We start from the raw sequence: 16,961 nt of genomic DNA on the forward strand, positions 1-16,961 counted from the left end.
TGTAGGAAGAGGACTAAATATATGAACGTCGACAAAGTAGGACGAGTTGGTGGTTACGGATACGAACCCAAAAAAACTCAAAGCCCCAAAGAAACGGAAGCACAAGCTCCGGTAGATACAATTTCTATCTCTGACGCTGCTAAAAAAATTGCATCGGAAGCAAAACTTCAAGCAGAAGTAAAACAAATCGCAAAACAAATCGTACAAGCTCCTCCAGAAGAAGATCGTACGGAAAAAATCAAAGCGATCAAAGAACGATTGAAAAACGGCGACTACGACAATCTCTCAACAGAGATGTTGGATAAAATCTCCGACCAAATCGCGTCAACTTTCCTCGGACAACAGTAAAAGGACGGGTGGTGAGGGATCCTTTTTTATTGTCCTCTCCGAGGATTTCTCTAACTCCGCCGAATCATAATTAGGGGATCGTATGCCAGTTCTCCCCGAATGGATTAATTTTCAATTTCCTCCAAAAATTCACTTCGAAATCGATTGTGGATACAAACTCGGATCTTTTGTCAAAAACATTGGGTCTCGAGTGGTTCTTATCACCACACAGAAAGAACTAGAAAACGCCGAAGAACTTTCCATCATCAAAACTAGTCTCGAAAAACACGCAGAAGGTGTGATCATCTATGATGACATTGTTGACCGAGTTCATTTCAAAGATTTAGATTCCTGCGCTCACTTCCTTAGAATTTCCAATGCCGATTGTGTGGTGGCTTATGGTTCCTTTGAATCAGTAAACGCAGGTAAGGCGGCATCCCTTCTTGCTACCAATGATTTATTTGCAGAAGAATTACTCATCGGTAAAAAACAACCTAAGAAAAAAGGCCTTCCTTTAATTGTAGTTCCGACAAAACCCCTACTCGGAAACGAATGTTCTCCTTTCTTTTCCATCGTAGATGATAAAGATAAAAATAGAAAGTATTTTGCTCACGAATGGGCGTTTCCAGAACTCATTGTCTCTGATCCGAAAATTGGAGCCGGGATGTCTAGTTCCGAAACCGCAAAAACGGGAATCTCCATTCTATCAGCGGCCGTAGACAGTATCCTTTCCAAATATGCGAATGAGATCACGTCCTCCACGGCACTACGTTCCATCGAACTTATCTCCAAAAACATTGTGCCAGCCATTCGGGAACCAAGAAACCTTGGACCGAAGAACTCCATTTATGCAGCAAGTTTACTTGCAGGGATTGCACAATCCACAAGTAGCCTTGGACTTTGTTATGCATTGTCACTGGCAGTAACAACCGTTACCAATCTTGATATCTTTCAAAGTATGTCGATCCTTCTCCCACACGTAATGGAATACAATCTCACCTCATCTGCTGGTAAGTACGTGATGATTGCAAGGGCTCTGGATGAAGATGTCACCAATATTTCCGTGATTGAGGCTGCGATCAAAGCGGTAGAAGGAATTCGTAAAATTTATTTAGAACTTCGCATTCCTCAAAGATTGTCCGAATACGAAGTGAAAAAAATCGACCTTCCAGGGATTGCAACCTTGGCTGCTACCTACTCGTTTCTTGATTGTCTTCCTAGAGAACTTCCTAAAAATGAAATCGAAACCATCCTTGTGGCTGCGTTTTAGGTTCCCTTGATCCAACTGACGGAATTCGAAAAAAAACTATTAGAAACCTTTACTCTCAGTGATCGTGATGCCAGAAGATTACAAAGAGTCATACAAGACCTATCGATTGTAGTCGGAATGGAACATGAAGAGATTTATGACTTCATGCGGTTTGGTGTGGAAAATGAGTTGGAAATTTTAAAAACAGATTATAATTGGGAACACTTTCGGATTCGAATTCAGAAAAAACTGAAAAAATCTCCACCCCTTTGATTTACAGGCAAGGAAACAATTACCATTTCTTTTTAGCCACTGCTGACTCTGTGGCTCGGTTCCAAACGGACAAAAACCCCTTCTACCCTATCCCAAAGAAAAAAATCCCAGAACTACCTTCTGTGACTTCCGACCCAATTCTTTTTCCTCAATTTTTATACGAGTTACAATACAACAGACAAACCTTTGTTTCCCAATCTGTTTTTACACCAACTTACATGGGTAGTACGAAAGTCCCAAAAGATACAGAATCCAAACCAAAACCAGGATTTTTCCCGTTAACCTTTCAGATTGGCGGAATCCGTAACTCCCCATCCTTTCTTTACCGTGGAAAACGAGACAAGTTCCAATCGGCAAAGTATCTATCACTTAGAGACATCATAAACCCAGAACTCTCTGAAAACTTAGTGCGGGAAAAAATTGAGTCTCTGTATTTTGATGTAAAAAGTAAAACTTACCTCTTTCGTTTGGTATCCATTCTATTTTCAGGAACACCAAAAGAAGAAGAAACAATTGTTTCCAATTTATTTCGCCATGAACCAGAATTTGCCAAATTCTTAAACAAACAGATGTTTACTGTAGAAATGATTCCACTCATTCATGGAAACTTTTTACAAGAGATACTTCGTGACCACGACGAAAGGTATACCAAATCCATTCTCCCGAGTCTTTCCAAACCAGTCATGGAAGTGGTTCGTTCTTCTATCTCCAAAAACAAAATGAAACAAATTTTAGATGGGCCATCAAAAAAACCTCCAGAGGGAGAAGATTTGATTTCCATCATAGAAACAGAACTCTTCAAACGATTTGCAAGGAATATCTATTACGAAGAAGGAAGTATCTTTACTTACCGGGAAAATGGCGAAGAGGAACGAAAAGAAGAAGTGTCCTTTACAGGTTCCGAAAAGTTTAATTTTTTTATAGATGGTCACTCGCTTCAGTTTTATGGACGTACAACCACCAAACTATTTTTTAAAACGAACGACTGGATCGATGCCTTACGATTTGATTTTTTCTTGTCTCGTAAAGAAATCGAAACAACCGAATTCCATCGGTTGCCACCGAACCTACTCATTGAAATTCCCTACTATACAACGGGAATTTTTCTTGTTGGTGGTGGGGTAACCAAAGAGAGAAAACCATTTGAATTTTCCCTTCTTTGGTTTGATTACTAATGATTGCTAATGAGGAAAACTTTTACCTTGGAATTTTAAGGTTTGGCTTGTTGCATTTTTTTCAATTTTTATATAGTTATAAATGTTATTATCGATGGCGACAGCTTTGTAATTGGTTCTTTTTCCAATCCAATCAGAATCCAATAAGATAGGATCCGTAATTTCCAAAGTTACCATTTCAAATTCACAATCACCAGTCCAAACTAATTTATTTTTTACATACAACTGATCGATCACTCGATGAAAGTTGATCAATTCCTCAGTGATTTCAACATGAATGACAAGGGTATTTTCACCAAAGTGAATTGTTTCTATATAATACCCTGGTTTAAATTTACAATTGAGATTTGGTTTCACCTTTTGGAAGTTAATCGAATCAAGCGAACTGATTGTTAAAAACAGTAAGAAAATGATTAGGTGGATTTTTTTTAATTTTTTCATCATTTGATTAACATTCACACTCTTTACCTAATAACCATTCAACCTTAGAGAACCGCACCAAACTAATTTCCTGTTTTCACTCGTGAAATCGCCCAGTTCCATTTATCAATTTCTTCTTTTCGTTCCGATTCTTTCATCTTAGGCAGAAATTGGGTTGTTTTGGTTTCTTCTTTTCTAAGGCTAGCAACCGATTTAAAAAAACCACGTTCGAGTCCTGCAAGGTATGCGGCACCAAGCACTGTTGTATCAACATTTTGTGGTCGGATGACTTTGGTTCCGAGAATGTCTGCTTGGAACTGCATAAGCCATGCATTCGAAGTGGCTCCCCCATCCACACGTAAAAACTTCAATGGTTTTCCCGTTTCTTTTTCCATGGCATGGGCAAGTTCATAGGATTGTAAGGCAATGGCTTTGAGTGCAGCTCTTGTGATCTGTGCGGGACTCGTGTCACGCGAAAGACCAAAGATAGCACCACGGGCTTCTTGGTCCCAGTGAGGAGCCCCAAGCCCAGCAAAGGCAGGAACAAAAACCAAATCATCTTTGGTTTTGATGGCCTTTACTAGTTTTTCAGAATCTTTCGAGTATTTGAAAAACTCTAAGTTATCTCGGAGAAACTGAACCACTGCTCCACCAATGAACACAGATCCTTCCAAACAATAGACTGTTTTCCCTTCAGGACCAAGCGCAAGGGTTGTGATGAGACCTTGGTTTGAAATTCTAAATTCATCTCCCACATTAAAGAGTAAAAAACATCCAGTTCCATAAGTGTTTTTGGCTTCTCCAGGTTCTGTACAAAGTTGTCCAAAGAGAGCCCCTTGTTGGTCACCGACGAGAGAAGAAATGGGAATGCCATCGGGAAGTGATTTCACATTGGATGTGAATCCAAATAGGTTTTTTGAATTGAATGCTTTCGGAAGCATCGACATAGGAACTCTTAAAATTTCACAAAGTTCCTCATCCCATTCTTTGGTTTGGATATTAAAAAGAAGAGTTCTTGAGGCATTGGTATGATCGGTTTTGTGTTCTTTATGACCTGTGAGTTTGTATAATAACCATGTGTCGATGGTTCCGAATAACAAATCACCCTTTTCTGCTTTGGCACGAGCACCCTTTACGTTATCAAGGATCCATTGGATTTTGGTTCCCGAAAAGTAAGCATCCAAAACAAGACCCGTTTTGTTTCGGAAATTGGATTCCAAACTTTGTTTTTTTAAGTCCTTACAAATATCAGATGTCCTTCTACACTGCCATACAATAGCGTTATACACTGGTTTGCCGGTCTTTTTATCCCAAACCACAGATGTTTCTCTTTGGTTTGTGATCCCAATGGCAACAGCATCTTTTGGGTTTAGATTTCCATTTTTAATGGCTTGCCCAATGAGTTTTTGAGTTTTGACCCAGATCTCTTCTGGATCATGTTCTACCCAACCTGGTTTTGGATAGTATTGTTTGAATTCTTGGTAAGCAGAAGAGATTACTTTCCCTTTATCGTTAAAACAAAACGTTCTGATCCCTGTAGTACCTGCATCTATCCCAATAATATAACTTTTTTTTGCCATTTCAAACCTCTATTTCCAAACCTTCATACGCCATAATGATTTCTAATTTACCATGCGGATCAAACATCTCTTTGTATTTGAGAGCTCGTAAATATACCAAGTCTAATTTTTCATCATCATAAGAAGGATCATGATGAAACATCACTAATTTTTTAACTTTCGCACGAAGGGCAATGTCTGTTGCAATGGATGCGGAACTGTGACCCCAGTCGATTTTTTGAAGTGACTCTTCAAAGGTATATTGTGTATCAAAAACAAGTACGTCTGCATCTCGGAAGTAATCAATATAAGTATCTATGTTTTCCATCTCTTCCAAATTGAATTCTGCATCAGAGGCAAAAATAATTGCCTTTCCATCTTCCATAAACCGATATGAAAAACTTCCGCCCGGATGACGCACTGCTTTACTAAAGGTTTGAATGTTAGGGCCAAGGGAGATAGTTTCCCCTTCTTCTAAATACTGAAAAGTTTTGTTGGCAGCATAGTGATCAAAAGATACAGGAAAGTGTGTGAATACAAACTGGTGTTCCAATCTTTTTTCTGCATCATTCATACAAGAGATAAATTCAAAATGATTCCCTGGTAAAAATAGAGGAACAAAAAAAGGAATGCCTTGGATATGATCCCAATGTGTATGAGTTAAAATCCAATAGGCGTGCCCAGTACCTTTTCCAAACTCGGAGGCCATCATCTGGTTTCCCAATTCCCTAAGCCCAGTTCCCCCGTCGATGATGATTAAATTCCCTTCTTTGTCGCGGATTTCGACACAGGTCGTATTACCACCGTAAGTCGATGATGAAGAAAAACTTAAAGAATTAAGAAAACTATGAATACTTTGTTCGTTTTGAATGTCCGTTGGACTTGCCAAAGAGAGAATTTTTTCTATTTTATGTTTTACGTTTTCAGGCCGAATGGGTGAACCAATGGATCCGCGGACACCCCAAAACTTGATTTTCATTGCTCTTTTTCTAGAGTCCTTTTTTGAAAAATCAAACGTTTTTTGATTGTATTTGGTTCTTTCAGATGTTGTCTTAACTGAAGTTATGTTTCAGTATGAAATCAAACGTGAGAATCAAAAGGCCAATGTCCTCCTGGAAGGATCCTTGTCCCTTCGAGACACACCCAAACTGAAAGCAGATATCAAAACCTTAATTGACACACCTGAAATTCAGGAACTAGTTTTCGATTTTAAAAATTTGAGTTATCTAGACTCTTCGGGTATTGGAATCCTTCTCCATACCTATAGTTGGACCAAAGAAAAAAACAAACTGGTTCGCATCATCCATCTTTCGGAAGAAGTACGAACCATATTTACTGTTGCCAACCTACTGGATATATTCCAATTAAAAGAAGAAACCTAAACCCGGTAGTCCTGGATGGTTTGGATGAGAAAGGAAACAATTCCAGAAAATACATAAAATCCCACAGCACCATACATCACGTAGGGCCATCTATAAAATCCAATGGCGAGTAACAAAAGACCAAGCCCTATGATACTAATCCCTAATTTTTTCCAAGAGAAAAGCCCTCGGATCGCCACTTGTGGTTTGCTATAACGAAGAGTCGAAACCATAAGAAGAGCCGTAATGACAAAAAATAGAACCGCCGTCCAAACAGGGACTTGGGATACAGAAAACACAAGAGGGAAAATTCCAATCACAACCCCTGCCACAGGAGACGGAAGTCCATTAAAAGATTTCGGATCATGTGCTACATTAAAACGAGCCAACCGATAAGCCGCACAAATCGGATAAAGAGCCGCAATGAACATCCCTAGTGGAAAATAATCAGGTTTGTCAAAGATATCGAGTTTGATATCGTAAAAGAACATTTTGTACGATAAAAAACCAGGAGCAATCCCAAAGGTAGTAAGGTCAGCAAGACTATCCAAATCAGCCCCAAGTTCACTTGTGCAGTTAAGAGCACGTGCGGCCATCCCATCAAAACCATCGAATAACGCGGCCAAGATGATAAACACTCCTGCCAAAGTGTAAAGTTCATGGGAGTTGGATTGGGAGGGATTTGTTTCTGCGACAAGGAGCATCGAAACAAAACCTAAAGTTAAGTTCCCTAATGTGAGTGTATTCGGAATCCAAGTTAATTTTAGTTTCATATTATTTGTTCAAAGTTTCGTTTGGGACTAACCTTAAAGTCGAGCCCCACAAAAGATTTTTGTTTCCAAAGGTGGTATCCAAGACATGCCACCATCGCTCCGTTATCTGTGCAGTAAATTTTTTTGCCAGGATAAAATAGGTCGAACCCTGACCTTTCCTTTTCTTTTTCCAGTTGGTTCCTAAGGGTTTCATTGGCAAGAACTCCGCCTGCCGCCACAACCGTTCGAATTCCCGTTTTGGCTATGGCCTTCCGGATGTTCCGAGTGACCAGTTCAAAGGCAGTTTTTTGAAAGAAGTAAGAGATCTTTTCCACCGGAGGATTTTCCGAGTGGGCTTTGAGATAATATAGAACAGCGGTTTTCAGGCCGCTATAGGAAAACCGAATGAGATCTTCCCCGTCTTCTTTTAAAAGTTTGGGAAAAGGATTCCCCTCTCCTTTGGCCGGAATGAAAACATTTGCTTTTGCCTCTAAATAAGGGCCGCCGGGATAAGGAAGGTTTAGAACCGCACTGACCTTATCAAAGGCCTCTCCAAGCGAGTCGTCCCTTGTGTCGGCTAGTATTTGCAAATCACCAAATCCTTTGTAGAGATAGATAGACGAATTTCCTCCAGATAGAAGAACCCCAAGCCAAGGAAAGGGAGGAAGATCCCTTTCCAAACCAATCACTGCCAAGTGGGCTTCTAGATGATTGACTGCTACAATCGGAATTCCATACACAAGGGAAATACAACGAGCAAGTTGTGCCCCAATCATAAGAGACCCAACTAACCCCGGATAACTGGTAACAGCCACATACTCCAAATCAGAGTATTCGATCCCTGATTCATCCATCGCTACTGCAAGTAGAGAATTGATTTTTTCTAAATGGGCTCTCGAAGCAATCTCAGGAACCACTCCCCGATAAGGAGAATGGGAATCGATTTGGCTATAGACTTTTAAAGAAAGAAGATCCTTTCCATCGCGAACGATGGCAATGGAAGTTTCATCACAACTGGATTCGATTCCTAACCCGTAGGCCATTATTTTAAAATACGAATGGCTTCTGCAAGTTGGGTATCCAAATCCAATCTAGGTTTGGAATTAGAAGTACCGGCCCTCATTTCATTGAACAAAAATACACGAGTTACCGAATCAGAAATGGTAATGTTTTCTTTTTTAAGTAAGCTCGCAAAATCATTCAGAGCCACTTCGTTGTATTCCGCATGTGTTTCTAAAAATGGTCGGATCAAATTCTTTTTAAAAAGTTTTTCCAAAGCATATTTTTCATCTTCACTAGCGGCAATAGGATTTACGATATAATCCGGTGTGATCCCTTTTCCATGGATGGAAACTCCAGAAGGAGTGTAGTATTTTTGGATGGTGATGGCAACACCTGTCCCACCGGAAAGTGGGAAAATGGATTGAACACTCCCCTTCCCAAAACTTTGGGTTCCCACAACAATCGCACGTTTGTTGTCTTTTAAAGCACCGGCTAAAATTTCAGAAGCACTGGCGGATCCTCCATTTACCAAAATGGCAACGGGAATCTCTAAAAACTTTTTATCTTTTTTATCTGCTTTATAACTTTTTACAAGAACACCACCACGTCCTTTTACTGACACAATGTCCGCCTCGGGAGGTAAAAACAAATCGGCGAGGTCAATGGCTAAATCCAAAAGCCCACCAGGATTCATCCGTAAATCGATGACCAATTTTTTGGCCCCTGCTTCTTTCATAGCAGATACCGCAGAAGCAAATTCTTTTGCGGTGGTTTCTTTTCCCATAAACTGAACCAGTTTGATATAACCGGTTTCTGTTTCTGGCAGGTAATGCGACCTTACATATCGAATTTGGATGAGTTCTCTGACTAAGTTCACAACAAAAGGATCTTTGATTCCTTTTCTTTCAATTTTCATAGAAATCGAAGAACCCACTTCTCCTCGCATCATTCCAATTGATTCTGAAAGAGAAACAGACTTTGTGCTTCTGCCGTTGATTTCGATGATTTTGTCTTGGGGTTGGAGACCAGCCTTCCAAGCCGGTGTTCCTTCAATCGGAGCCACTATGATAAAAGCATTTTCCTGGAAACTAATCTCAACACCGATCCCACCGAAACTTCCTTTGGTTTCATTTTGTAATTCACCAAATTCATCTGTGTCTAAAAACCTTGTATGTGGATCACCTAAACTTTGTAAGGCGCCAAGAATGGCACCAGTATAGATTTTTTTCTCTTCTTGTGGGTCTACATAATCATTTTCAATATAGGAAACTACTTCATGTAGAATCTGTAAGTATTTTTCCCCATCAGTTGAAATTGCTTTTACTTTTTCTGAACTAATAAAAAAAACAAGAGCCACCAAACAGGCAGTTATACTGCCCCAAACCAAACGTTCAGAGATTTTAATTTTATTCATTTCCATAAATTGACTCGTATAGGCCTTTGTTTTCTTTTTTTAACATTTCTTTGGCTTCAGGGATGGACAACCGGTATACTTCGCAAGCCTCTTCAAACAAAACACTGTCTGCCGGTGTAGGCCTTTTGGTATCTGCCATAAGACCCGTTTGGATTCGGTTTTGTGCAAACCGTTCCAATACACGTTTGAGATCATAAGTGTCAATTTCTTGTTTTTTGGGAGCGCAAGAGAGAAGAAGTGAAAGTAATAAAAATGTTGGGAGAAAGAAGAGATGTTTCGACATCCCTTCTAAACTCACTCTGAACGGGGCTTTGGTCAATCAGTAAATGCGGTAAAGACCGATTAGTTTCCCGATTATGGTAGCCTTTTTGGTGCGAATGGGTTTTAATTTTGCATTTCTCGGTTCCAAACGGATCATGTCTGCTTCCTTGTAAAAAACCTTGAGAGTGGCTTCGTTTTCAATCATGGCCACAACAATTTCCCCATTTCTTGCCGTATCTTTTTTTTGGATGATGGCGATGTCACCATCACTAATTCCGGCTTCTACCATGGAATCTCCCTTGATCCGAAGAGCAAAAGTTCCCGGTTTGGCGGCCATTCCATCGGGAACGGCAATGTATTCTTCAATATTTTCCTCTGCCAAAATTGGAGAACCGGCAGCCACTTGGCCAAGGAGAGGAATTCCAGAAGCCCGAACCAGGAGTGCTTCTTCGGCATTCCCTTTTAAAAGTTCGATGGCTCGGCTTTGGTTTTTTGAAGTGCGAATGTAACCTTTTTTTTCAATCGCCTTCAAGTGATCGTAAGCACCTTTGGCGGTGATTCCAAACTGATCTCCCATTTCACGGATGGTGGGTGGAAACCCCTTCTCGCGCACTGTGTCCGTTATGTATTGTAGGACAGATTCTTGTTTTTCCGTGAGATCTTTCATACTAAACAGATAACTAGGAAATAGGCGTTATGTCAACAAAAAACTAGGAGTTATAATTTTAAATACTCACTTTTTAAAACAAAACTTCCTTCTTCTACAATGGCTTCCCCTGATTCCACTCCAGAAGTGATTTCTACCCAGTGGTCATAAGTTTTTCCTACTCCCACTTTTTTTGCAGAAAAAGATCCATCAGTATTGCGAACAAAAACAAAATTTTCACCTTCAATTTTGTGAATACAATCAGCAGGGATCACCTTTGCTTTGTTTACCGATGATTCCACCATCGCACCCACAACAGTTGCAGTTACGCTTTGTCCGGGACGAAGCCTTCCACGAGAGTTTCTTACTTCCAAACGAATTTCGGCAGTTTTTTTAATGGGATCAATCACATCTCCCACATGAGAAACCACTGCTTTTAGTGAATCATCTTTAGATCCAATCGGAATGACCTTTGCTTCGTTTCCCACTCGAATGGAAGCTAAATCTTTTTCATAAACTTCTAAATTGATCCATAATACACTCAAATCTGCGACAGTAAAAAGATTATCTCGAGCATTCACAGCTTGGCCAATGATGGCTTCTCTTTCAGTAACAGTTCCAGAAATTGGCGTTCTAATGTATAAGTTTTTAGAATTGTATTTCCCTGCTTCTAAGTTTGCTATCTCTGATTCATTTAATCCAAGATTTTCCAAAGCATTACGTGATGTTTCCATTTCTGCTTTTACAGATTTGTAATCCATAAGAGACATTTCATATTCTTTGGCAGAGGTCACTTTTCTTTCATACAAATCTTTAGCTCTGTCTGCTTGTACTTTCAAAGCCTCGAGCCTTGCTCTTGCTTTTAGATAATTGGCTTCTGTAGTTCCTAGTTCTACTGATTGGATGGAAGCAAGGGCAGTACTTTTTTTAACATGTTCCCCTTCCTTTACAAACACCTGTACAATTCGTCCACTCACACGAGATCCGACTTTGGCCACACTGTTCATATCATAAGATACGGTTCCCGGGAGTTGAAGTTCTTCTTCCAAAGCCTTTTCTTCCAAATATACTAGGGAAAATGGATGGTTTTTTTGAATTTCTTGAGAGATCACAAATTTGGATTTATCATCAGTCAATGCTTCTGTTTTTTTACCAGCCCCAAAAAACTTAGTATACCCAAAATAAGCTAAACTTCCTACAAGAACGAGGATACTTAAAGATCTAATATTCTTAAAATTGAATTCTGTTTTCATATAAATTTAAAACTCCGAGCTATCCATCTTTCCGATAGAAGCTTTGTATCCTTCCAAAGCATTGTAATAGAGATAAATGATTTCATAATAACTACGAAGAACACTGAGATAGTTTTTCTCCGCCTCTAAAAAAGTTACTAAGTTAGAAGCACCCCGAATGTAAGCAAGCCTGGACTTTTCTTGGACTTCTTTGTTTTTTTCTAGGAGTCCCATCTTTTGGTAGTCAAGTAACTGAGATTCTCTTGCTTGTAATTCCTTGATAGCCGCTGAAATTTCAGAAATGATTTCGTTTCGTTTGGCATCTACATCGAATCCTAATTTTTTATAAGATTCTTCTGACTTTAAAATCTCCCCTTGTTTTCGATCAAACAAAGGAAGGGCAGTCGCCGCATATACACCCGTTACATTCTCATTCCCTTTATTTAAAAATTCAACTCCCAAGGTTAAAGGAGGAATGATTTCTCGTTTTTTCAATTCGATATTCATCCTCTCTCTTTGTTGGCGAATTTTCAATGCTACTAAATCAGGTCTTTCTTCAATATCGAAATCGTTGATTTCAATTCCAAACTCACGAGTGGAAATAAACTCAAGCCTTCCCTTGATGGTCAAAGGAGAGTTGATATCGGAGATTCCGATGAGAACTCGTAAGTTCTTTACCACTTGGGCACGAAGAATCCTTGCATTCCGATACTCTCTTTCGATTTGAACCCGTTCCAGAGCAAGCCTGTCATATTCCAAAAAGGAAATATCTCCCTTTTCCGCTCTGAGTTTGGTTAAATCCAAAAGGTCTTGGTAGTTTTCCAAAAATTCCTTTTGGTAGTTGATCTGTTCCGTAACGTATAAATAAGTCCAAAAGTTCTGACGAAGGCGAAGGCGAAACAAACGATCAAAGTCGCGGAAACTCGCAATTGTTCCAAGAAACTCTTGTTTGGCGACTTTCTCTCTTTGTGGAATGACCCCACTCATATCAAAAGGTTGGTTATATATGAGTGAAGTTTCAGCCCTTCCGGTTGCTGCGTTGGCAGAAGCACCCATAAACTGCTGTTGCATATTCACAATTGGGTTATAATACAAACTTGCAGTAATGATATCTCCCCTTGCCATACCAATGTTTTGTTTTTCACGGAGATACAAAGGGTTACTAGTTACAGCAAAACTTTCCAATTCATCCAGATTCCATTTTTCTTTAGAATCTTGGGCACGAGAATCTTCACCAAGAAAAAACAATTCATCTTTCGAATGGAGTTCATACACTGCTTTTTCTTTTGGGAAAACGGAATATGAATGAATTCCAAAAAGGAATAGAATCAAAAGTTTGTTTATTAACTTCATACAGTTACAAATTTCTTTATATAATCTTCGATCCCAAACTGAATCACTTTAATGGCTTCTTTACGATCATACACTTCTGTGATTTCTACTGTTCCTGTAGATGGAGAGTTTGGATCTAACTTATAAGTTAAAAAATAATGGTGCAGTTTGTTGACGAGAGCTTTCGGAACTTCCGAAATGTCTTTGATCTCTCCAAACACTTCGTCCCCTTTTAAAACCGCTACGATTTTATCGTCAGCTTCACCCTTATCAATCATCCGTAGTCCCCCGATTGGAATTACAGTCAGAATCATATTTCCATGAGTGATGGGATTCACACTTAAAACACAAATGTCGATAGGATCTCCATCACCAATGATATCAGGCCTTCCGACTACTTCCGAACAATGTTTTCCAGAAGCCTCTCCAGAAAATGTTCTAGGAATGAACCCATATAAAGTTGGGGAACGGTTACTATACTTTTGAGGTCTGTCCACTCGAATGAATCCAGACGCTTTATCAATTTCATATTTTACTGTGTCTTGAGGAGTGAGTTCAATGAATACATCCAATTCATCGGGAGCCTTTGGTCCCAGTTCCAATCCATGCCAAGGGTGTGCTACGTAATAGTTCGGTTTCATTTAAGTCCTCTTTCTCTTTGATTTTTGATTTTGTTTGTTTGATTTAGAATCATCTTCGTTTGAAGTTTCATTTTGATATGGTTCATCATGATGTGAATGTCCGTGGTCTCCATGAATTTCTAAGGCTTTGTATTTTTTCATTTCTTCTACAAAGTATTCATTCATCTTACGTTCTCTTTCCATTTGTCGACTTTCTTGTCTTTGTGCGAGTTTGACTAAAAACTCAAAAGCAATAGGAAGTAGAAAACGAGATAAGATAGTCGCAACAAGAACCCCACCCATTACCACAGTGGCAAGTGGTCTTTGTACTTCCGCACCCGCACTAGAAGCAATGGCCATCGGTAAAAATCCAATGATAGCAACAAGTTCTGTGGTGGCAACAGCTCGGAGCGTATAAACCGCTGCTTCGACGACCGCTTTGGATGGATCACGAGTGACTTTCAATTGGTCTTTCAGAGCCGAGGCGTAAACTACCCCATTTAAAACGGAAATACCGGCGGCCGCAATGAACCCAACCCCAGCCGGAATCGAAAAGGGAAGGCCTCTAAACACAAGGGATAAAATTCCGCCAGAAAGTGACAGTGGCACTAAAATAAATACTCCTAATGCATAATAGACACTTCCAAAAGCAATAAAGAGCATCGCAAAAATAATTGCACCCGCAATCGGGATCACAATCGCCAATCGGTTTTTAGCGCGAGTGAAGTTTTCAAACTGACCACCCCAATCCACATAATACCCTTGTGGCAATCCAGATTCAATGGATTGTGTTGCTGCCTGCATATCATTCACAAACCCAATCATATCTCGTCCGCGAACGTTTACTTCGACAAGAATTCTACGTTTCAAACCTTCATGGTATAAGGCAGCAGGACCTTCTGTCATCGTAATGTCCGTGACCTGTCCTAAAGGAACAGTTCCGCCGAGCTCCGTCATGACGGGAACATTTTCAATCACACCAATGTCTGTTAAATCCGCATCTAACCTTACAATTAAATCGAACCTTTTATATCCTTCGTAAACCTTTCCCGCATTGGCACCCACACGAAGGGTCTCAATTGTGGTAAGCACCTCTTCCGCGCGAACCCCATAACGAGCCATATTTCCGCGATTCATTTTGATTTCAAGAAGTGGCAATCCCAGTAACTTCTGAACTCTTAAGTCAGCAGCACCTGGAATTTTTTTGATTTTGGATGCATAATTGTCTGCGATTGCCTTTAGAGATTTTAGATCATCTCCATAAATTTTGATTACAATATCAGCTTTCGAACCGGATAACAATGCATTGACGCGGTTTTCGATTGGTTGCGACAAACTAATATAAGAAGAAGGAACATTCTGGTTCACAGAATTTTTCATTAGCTCCATCAGTTCTTCGCGGTCGTGTGCAGAAACCCATTCTTTTCTAGGTTTCAATTTGACCATCATCTCGCCTTCTTCTGAACCAATTGGTTCGGCAGCGGATTCACCACGACCTTGTCTGGAAACAACACTCACTGCTTCAGGAAATTTCAAAATGACCTTTTCCATTTCTAGATTTAAGTCACGTGAATGGTTGATGGCAGTGGAAGGCAAACGTTTGATATCGATAGCTATTTCCCCTTCATCAATCCTAGGTAAAAATTCAGAACCAAGAGTGGATGCGAGGACAAAAGATAATAAAACGACACCAATCCCTGCATAAGCAAATTGACGTTTGAATTTCATCCCGTAAATAAGGACTTCAGCATATTTTGTTTGGAATTTGTCCCAAAAAGCTGACTCATGTAAAATTGGCTTTTTGTAAATATAAGACATGAGAGCCGGAAAGGTAGTGATGGAATAAAGAAGAGCAGCACCTAACGCAAAAGCTACGGTAATAGCCATCGGGCGGAACATCCGACCTTCCACTCCTTCGAGTGTCATAAGCGGCAAATATACGAGTAAAATGATTCCCACACTAAATGCAGAAGCCCTGACCACTTTGATGCAAGACTCCATGATCACTTCTTCCATTCCATCTTCCATATCTTGGGCGGAAGTTTTCGAAAGTAAAAAACTTTTACGAAGCAAAAACCCATGGAGAGTGGATTCTAACATCACAATAGAACCATCCACAAGGAGACCAAAGTCAAGGGCTCCAAGTGACATTAAGTTTCCCACAATCCCGAATGCATTCATCAGAATGGTTGCCACCATCATGGAAACCGGAATGGCAAGGGCAACGGCAAAGGCTCCTTTTACTGTACCTAATGTCAAAATAAGACAAACTAAAACGATGATAGCCGCTTCTACTAAGTTTGTAAATACTGTCGAAAGAGTTCGACCAATGAATTCAGACCGGTCATAATAAACTTGAATTTTCATCCCCTGTGGTAGACGAGATTCAATTTCTTTCATTTTTTCTTTCACACGACTAACGACTTGAAGGGAGTTACTGCCAAGTAACATCATGGCAGTCCCGCCCACAACTTCTCGTTTACCGTTCATAGTACTCAGTCCAAAACGAAGTGCTGGCCCCGTTTCCACTTTTGCAATTTGACCGAGGGTGAGTGGAATTCCATCTCTTGATGTTCTTACTGACAACCTTGCAATGTCATCGATCGACTTAAATTGGCTTTCTCCACGAATTACAAATTGTTCTTCGTCTTTTTGGATATACCCTCCACCCAAGTTCACATTGGCACCTTCGAGGGCTTCTGTGATATGAGAAAGTGTCAAATTATGAGATAACAATCGTTTGGGGTCAATTTTAATTTGAAATTGTTTGGCATCCCCACCCACTACGTTTACATCAATGATTCCTTTTACAGAACGAAGTTGCCTTGCGACTTCCCATTCCATAACGGTTCTAAGTTCTTCAGGAGTGTGGCTTTCGGATACAAGGGCAAATTCATAAATATCACCAAGACCCGTAGCAATAGGTGATAACTCCGGCCTTCCGTAAGATTTCGGAATGAAGTTCTCCGCCTGTTTTAGCCTTTCATTCACAAGTTGCCTTGCAAAGTAGATATCCGTTCCGTCTTCAAAGATAACGGTGACAGAACTGACACCTGTTCTTGAGATCGAACGAATTTCCGTAACTTTTGGCATCCCGTTAAACTCTAGTTCAATGGGATAAGTGATAAATTGTTCCACTTCCAAAGGAGAGAGACCTGGAACAGAAGTTACCGCCGATACCTGGACGTTGGTTACATCCGGAATCGCATCAATAGATAAATTGAGAGCATTATAAAATCCAACAATGGTGAGTACTGCCGTGATCACAAGGACGGTGGCCCTTTTGTGAATGGAAAACTGAATGATTTTTTCTAACATAATCCCTATTTCAAATTCAA

17 protein-coding genes are annotated in these 16,961 nt (G+C 40.0%); 5 read left to right on the forward strand and 12 right to left on the reverse strand.

Features of this window, described 5'->3' with window-relative positions; translation table 11 throughout:
- Positions 1–21 precede the first annotated feature (21 nt).
- The 4 genes from EHQ16_RS18580 to EHQ16_RS18595 all read left to right on the forward strand — a co-directional run bounded on the left by EHQ16_RS18580 (position 22) and on the right by EHQ16_RS18595 (position 3,024).
- Complete coding sequence (locus EHQ16_RS18580; RefSeq protein WP_135632759.1) at positions 22–348, forward strand: flagellar biosynthesis anti-sigma factor FlgM; 327 nt, start codon at positions 22–24, stop codon at positions 346–348.
- 82 nt (positions 349–430) lie between these two features.
- On the forward strand, positions 431–1,597 hold the full coding sequence (locus tag EHQ16_RS18585; RefSeq protein ID WP_004789281.1) for an iron-containing alcohol dehydrogenase: 1,167 nt from the start codon (positions 431–433) through the stop codon (positions 1,595–1,597).
- Positions 1,598–1,603: 6 nt separating this feature from the next.
- Positions 1,604–1,849 carry a hypothetical protein gene (locus EHQ16_RS18590; RefSeq protein WP_135600649.1) on the forward strand — a complete coding sequence of 82 codons (246 nt, stop codon included), beginning with the start codon at positions 1,604–1,606 and terminating at the stop codon, positions 1,847–1,849.
- Positions 1,846–3,024 carry a flagellar motor switch protein FliG gene (locus EHQ16_RS18595; protein ID WP_208742311.1) on the forward strand — a complete coding sequence of 393 codons (1,179 nt, stop codon included), beginning with the start codon at positions 1,846–1,848 and terminating at the stop codon, positions 3,022–3,024. Before EHQ16_RS18590 ends, EHQ16_RS18595 begins: the two co-directional genes overlap by 4 nt.
- A gap of 6 nt (positions 3,025–3,030) precedes the next feature.
- Here the strand turns inward: EHQ16_RS18595 and EHQ16_RS18600 are convergent, their stop codons facing one another.
- Genes EHQ16_RS18600 through EHQ16_RS18610 form a run of 3 tightly spaced genes read right to left on the reverse strand, consistent with a single transcriptional unit; the run spans position 3,031 to position 5,982 of the window.
- Positions 3,031–3,483 (reverse strand): hypothetical protein, encoded by a 453-nt coding sequence (locus EHQ16_RS18600; RefSeq protein WP_135632761.1) that lies wholly within the window; start codon positions 3,481–3,483, stop codon positions 3,031–3,033.
- A 44-nt stretch (positions 3,484–3,527) separates the two neighbouring features.
- Complete coding sequence (gene glpK, locus EHQ16_RS18605) at positions 3,528–5,024, reverse strand: glycerol kinase GlpK (RefSeq protein WP_135632763.1); 1,497 nt, start codon at positions 5,022–5,024, stop codon at positions 3,528–3,530.
- A 1-nt stretch (position 5,025) separates the two neighbouring features.
- A complete protein-coding gene (locus EHQ16_RS18610; RefSeq protein ID WP_135632765.1) occupies positions 5,026–5,982 on the reverse strand; it encodes an MBL fold metallo-hydrolase in 957 nt (318 codons plus the stop codon).
- An 85-nt stretch (positions 5,983–6,067) separates the two neighbouring features.
- On the opposite strand from EHQ16_RS18610, the gene EHQ16_RS18615 reads away from it, so the two are divergent.
- Positions 6,068–6,385 (forward strand): STAS domain-containing protein, encoded by a 318-nt coding sequence (locus tag EHQ16_RS18615; RefSeq protein ID WP_135632767.1) that lies wholly within the window; start codon positions 6,068–6,070, stop codon positions 6,383–6,385.
- On the opposite strand, the gene EHQ16_RS18620 is transcribed toward EHQ16_RS18615, so the two are convergent.
- The 9 genes from EHQ16_RS18620 to EHQ16_RS18660 are packed head-to-tail and all read right to left on the reverse strand — an operon-like array spanning position 6,382 to position 16,941.
- Positions 6,382–7,137 carry a CDP-alcohol phosphatidyltransferase family protein gene (locus EHQ16_RS18620; protein ID WP_135600654.1) on the reverse strand — a complete coding sequence of 252 codons (756 nt, stop codon included), beginning with the start codon at positions 7,135–7,137 and terminating at the stop codon, positions 6,382–6,384. The two genes, EHQ16_RS18615 and EHQ16_RS18620, sit on opposite strands and share 4 nt — an antisense overlap.
- Positions 7,134–8,159 carry a tRNA (adenosine(37)-N6)-threonylcarbamoyltransferase complex transferase subunit TsaD gene (gene tsaD / locus EHQ16_RS18625; RefSeq protein WP_135632769.1) on the reverse strand — a complete coding sequence of 342 codons (1,026 nt, stop codon included), beginning with the start codon at positions 8,157–8,159 and terminating at the stop codon, positions 7,134–7,136. The genes EHQ16_RS18620 and tsaD overlap by 4 nt, the downstream gene beginning before the upstream one ends.
- Positions 8,159–9,523, reverse strand: a complete 1,365-nt coding sequence (locus tag EHQ16_RS18630) for a S41 family peptidase (RefSeq protein WP_208742327.1) — start codon at positions 9,521–9,523, stop codon at positions 8,159–8,161. The genes tsaD and EHQ16_RS18630 overlap by 1 nt, the downstream gene beginning before the upstream one ends.
- A 1-nt stretch (position 9,524) precedes the next feature.
- Positions 9,525–9,815, reverse strand: coding sequence for an LA_1448 family UV-C exposure upregulated protein (locus tag EHQ16_RS18635; RefSeq protein WP_135632773.1), 291 nt, complete (start codon positions 9,813–9,815; stop codon positions 9,525–9,527).
- A gap of 36 nt (positions 9,816–9,851) precedes the next feature.
- On the reverse strand, positions 9,852–10,460 hold the full coding sequence (lexA, locus tag EHQ16_RS18640; protein WP_135584124.1) for a transcriptional repressor LexA: 609 nt from the start codon (positions 10,458–10,460) through the stop codon (positions 9,852–9,854).
- Between the two features lie 50 nt (positions 10,461–10,510).
- A complete protein-coding gene (locus tag EHQ16_RS18645; RefSeq protein WP_135632774.1) occupies positions 10,511–11,692 on the reverse strand; it encodes an efflux RND transporter periplasmic adaptor subunit in 1,182 nt (393 codons plus the stop codon).
- 6 nt (positions 11,693–11,698) lie between these two features.
- Positions 11,699–13,024 (reverse strand): TolC family protein, encoded by a 1,326-nt coding sequence (locus tag EHQ16_RS18650; RefSeq protein WP_135632776.1) that lies wholly within the window; start codon positions 13,022–13,024, stop codon positions 11,699–11,701.
- Entirely contained in the window at positions 13,021–13,644 is a 624-nt protein-coding gene (locus EHQ16_RS18655; RefSeq protein ID WP_135632778.1) for an inorganic pyrophosphatase, read from the reverse strand. Before EHQ16_RS18655 ends, EHQ16_RS18650 begins: the two co-directional genes overlap by 4 nt.
- Positions 13,645–16,941 (reverse strand): efflux RND transporter permease subunit, encoded by a 3,297-nt coding sequence (locus EHQ16_RS18660; RefSeq protein WP_135632780.1) that lies wholly within the window; start codon positions 16,939–16,941, stop codon positions 13,645–13,647.
- Between the last annotated feature and the right edge of the window lie 20 nt (positions 16,942–16,961).

The organism is Leptospira kanakyensis (assembly GCF_004769235.1).
Taxonomy (GTDB): Bacteria; Spirochaetota; Leptospiria; order Leptospirales; family Leptospiraceae; genus Leptospira_A; species Leptospira_A kanakyensis.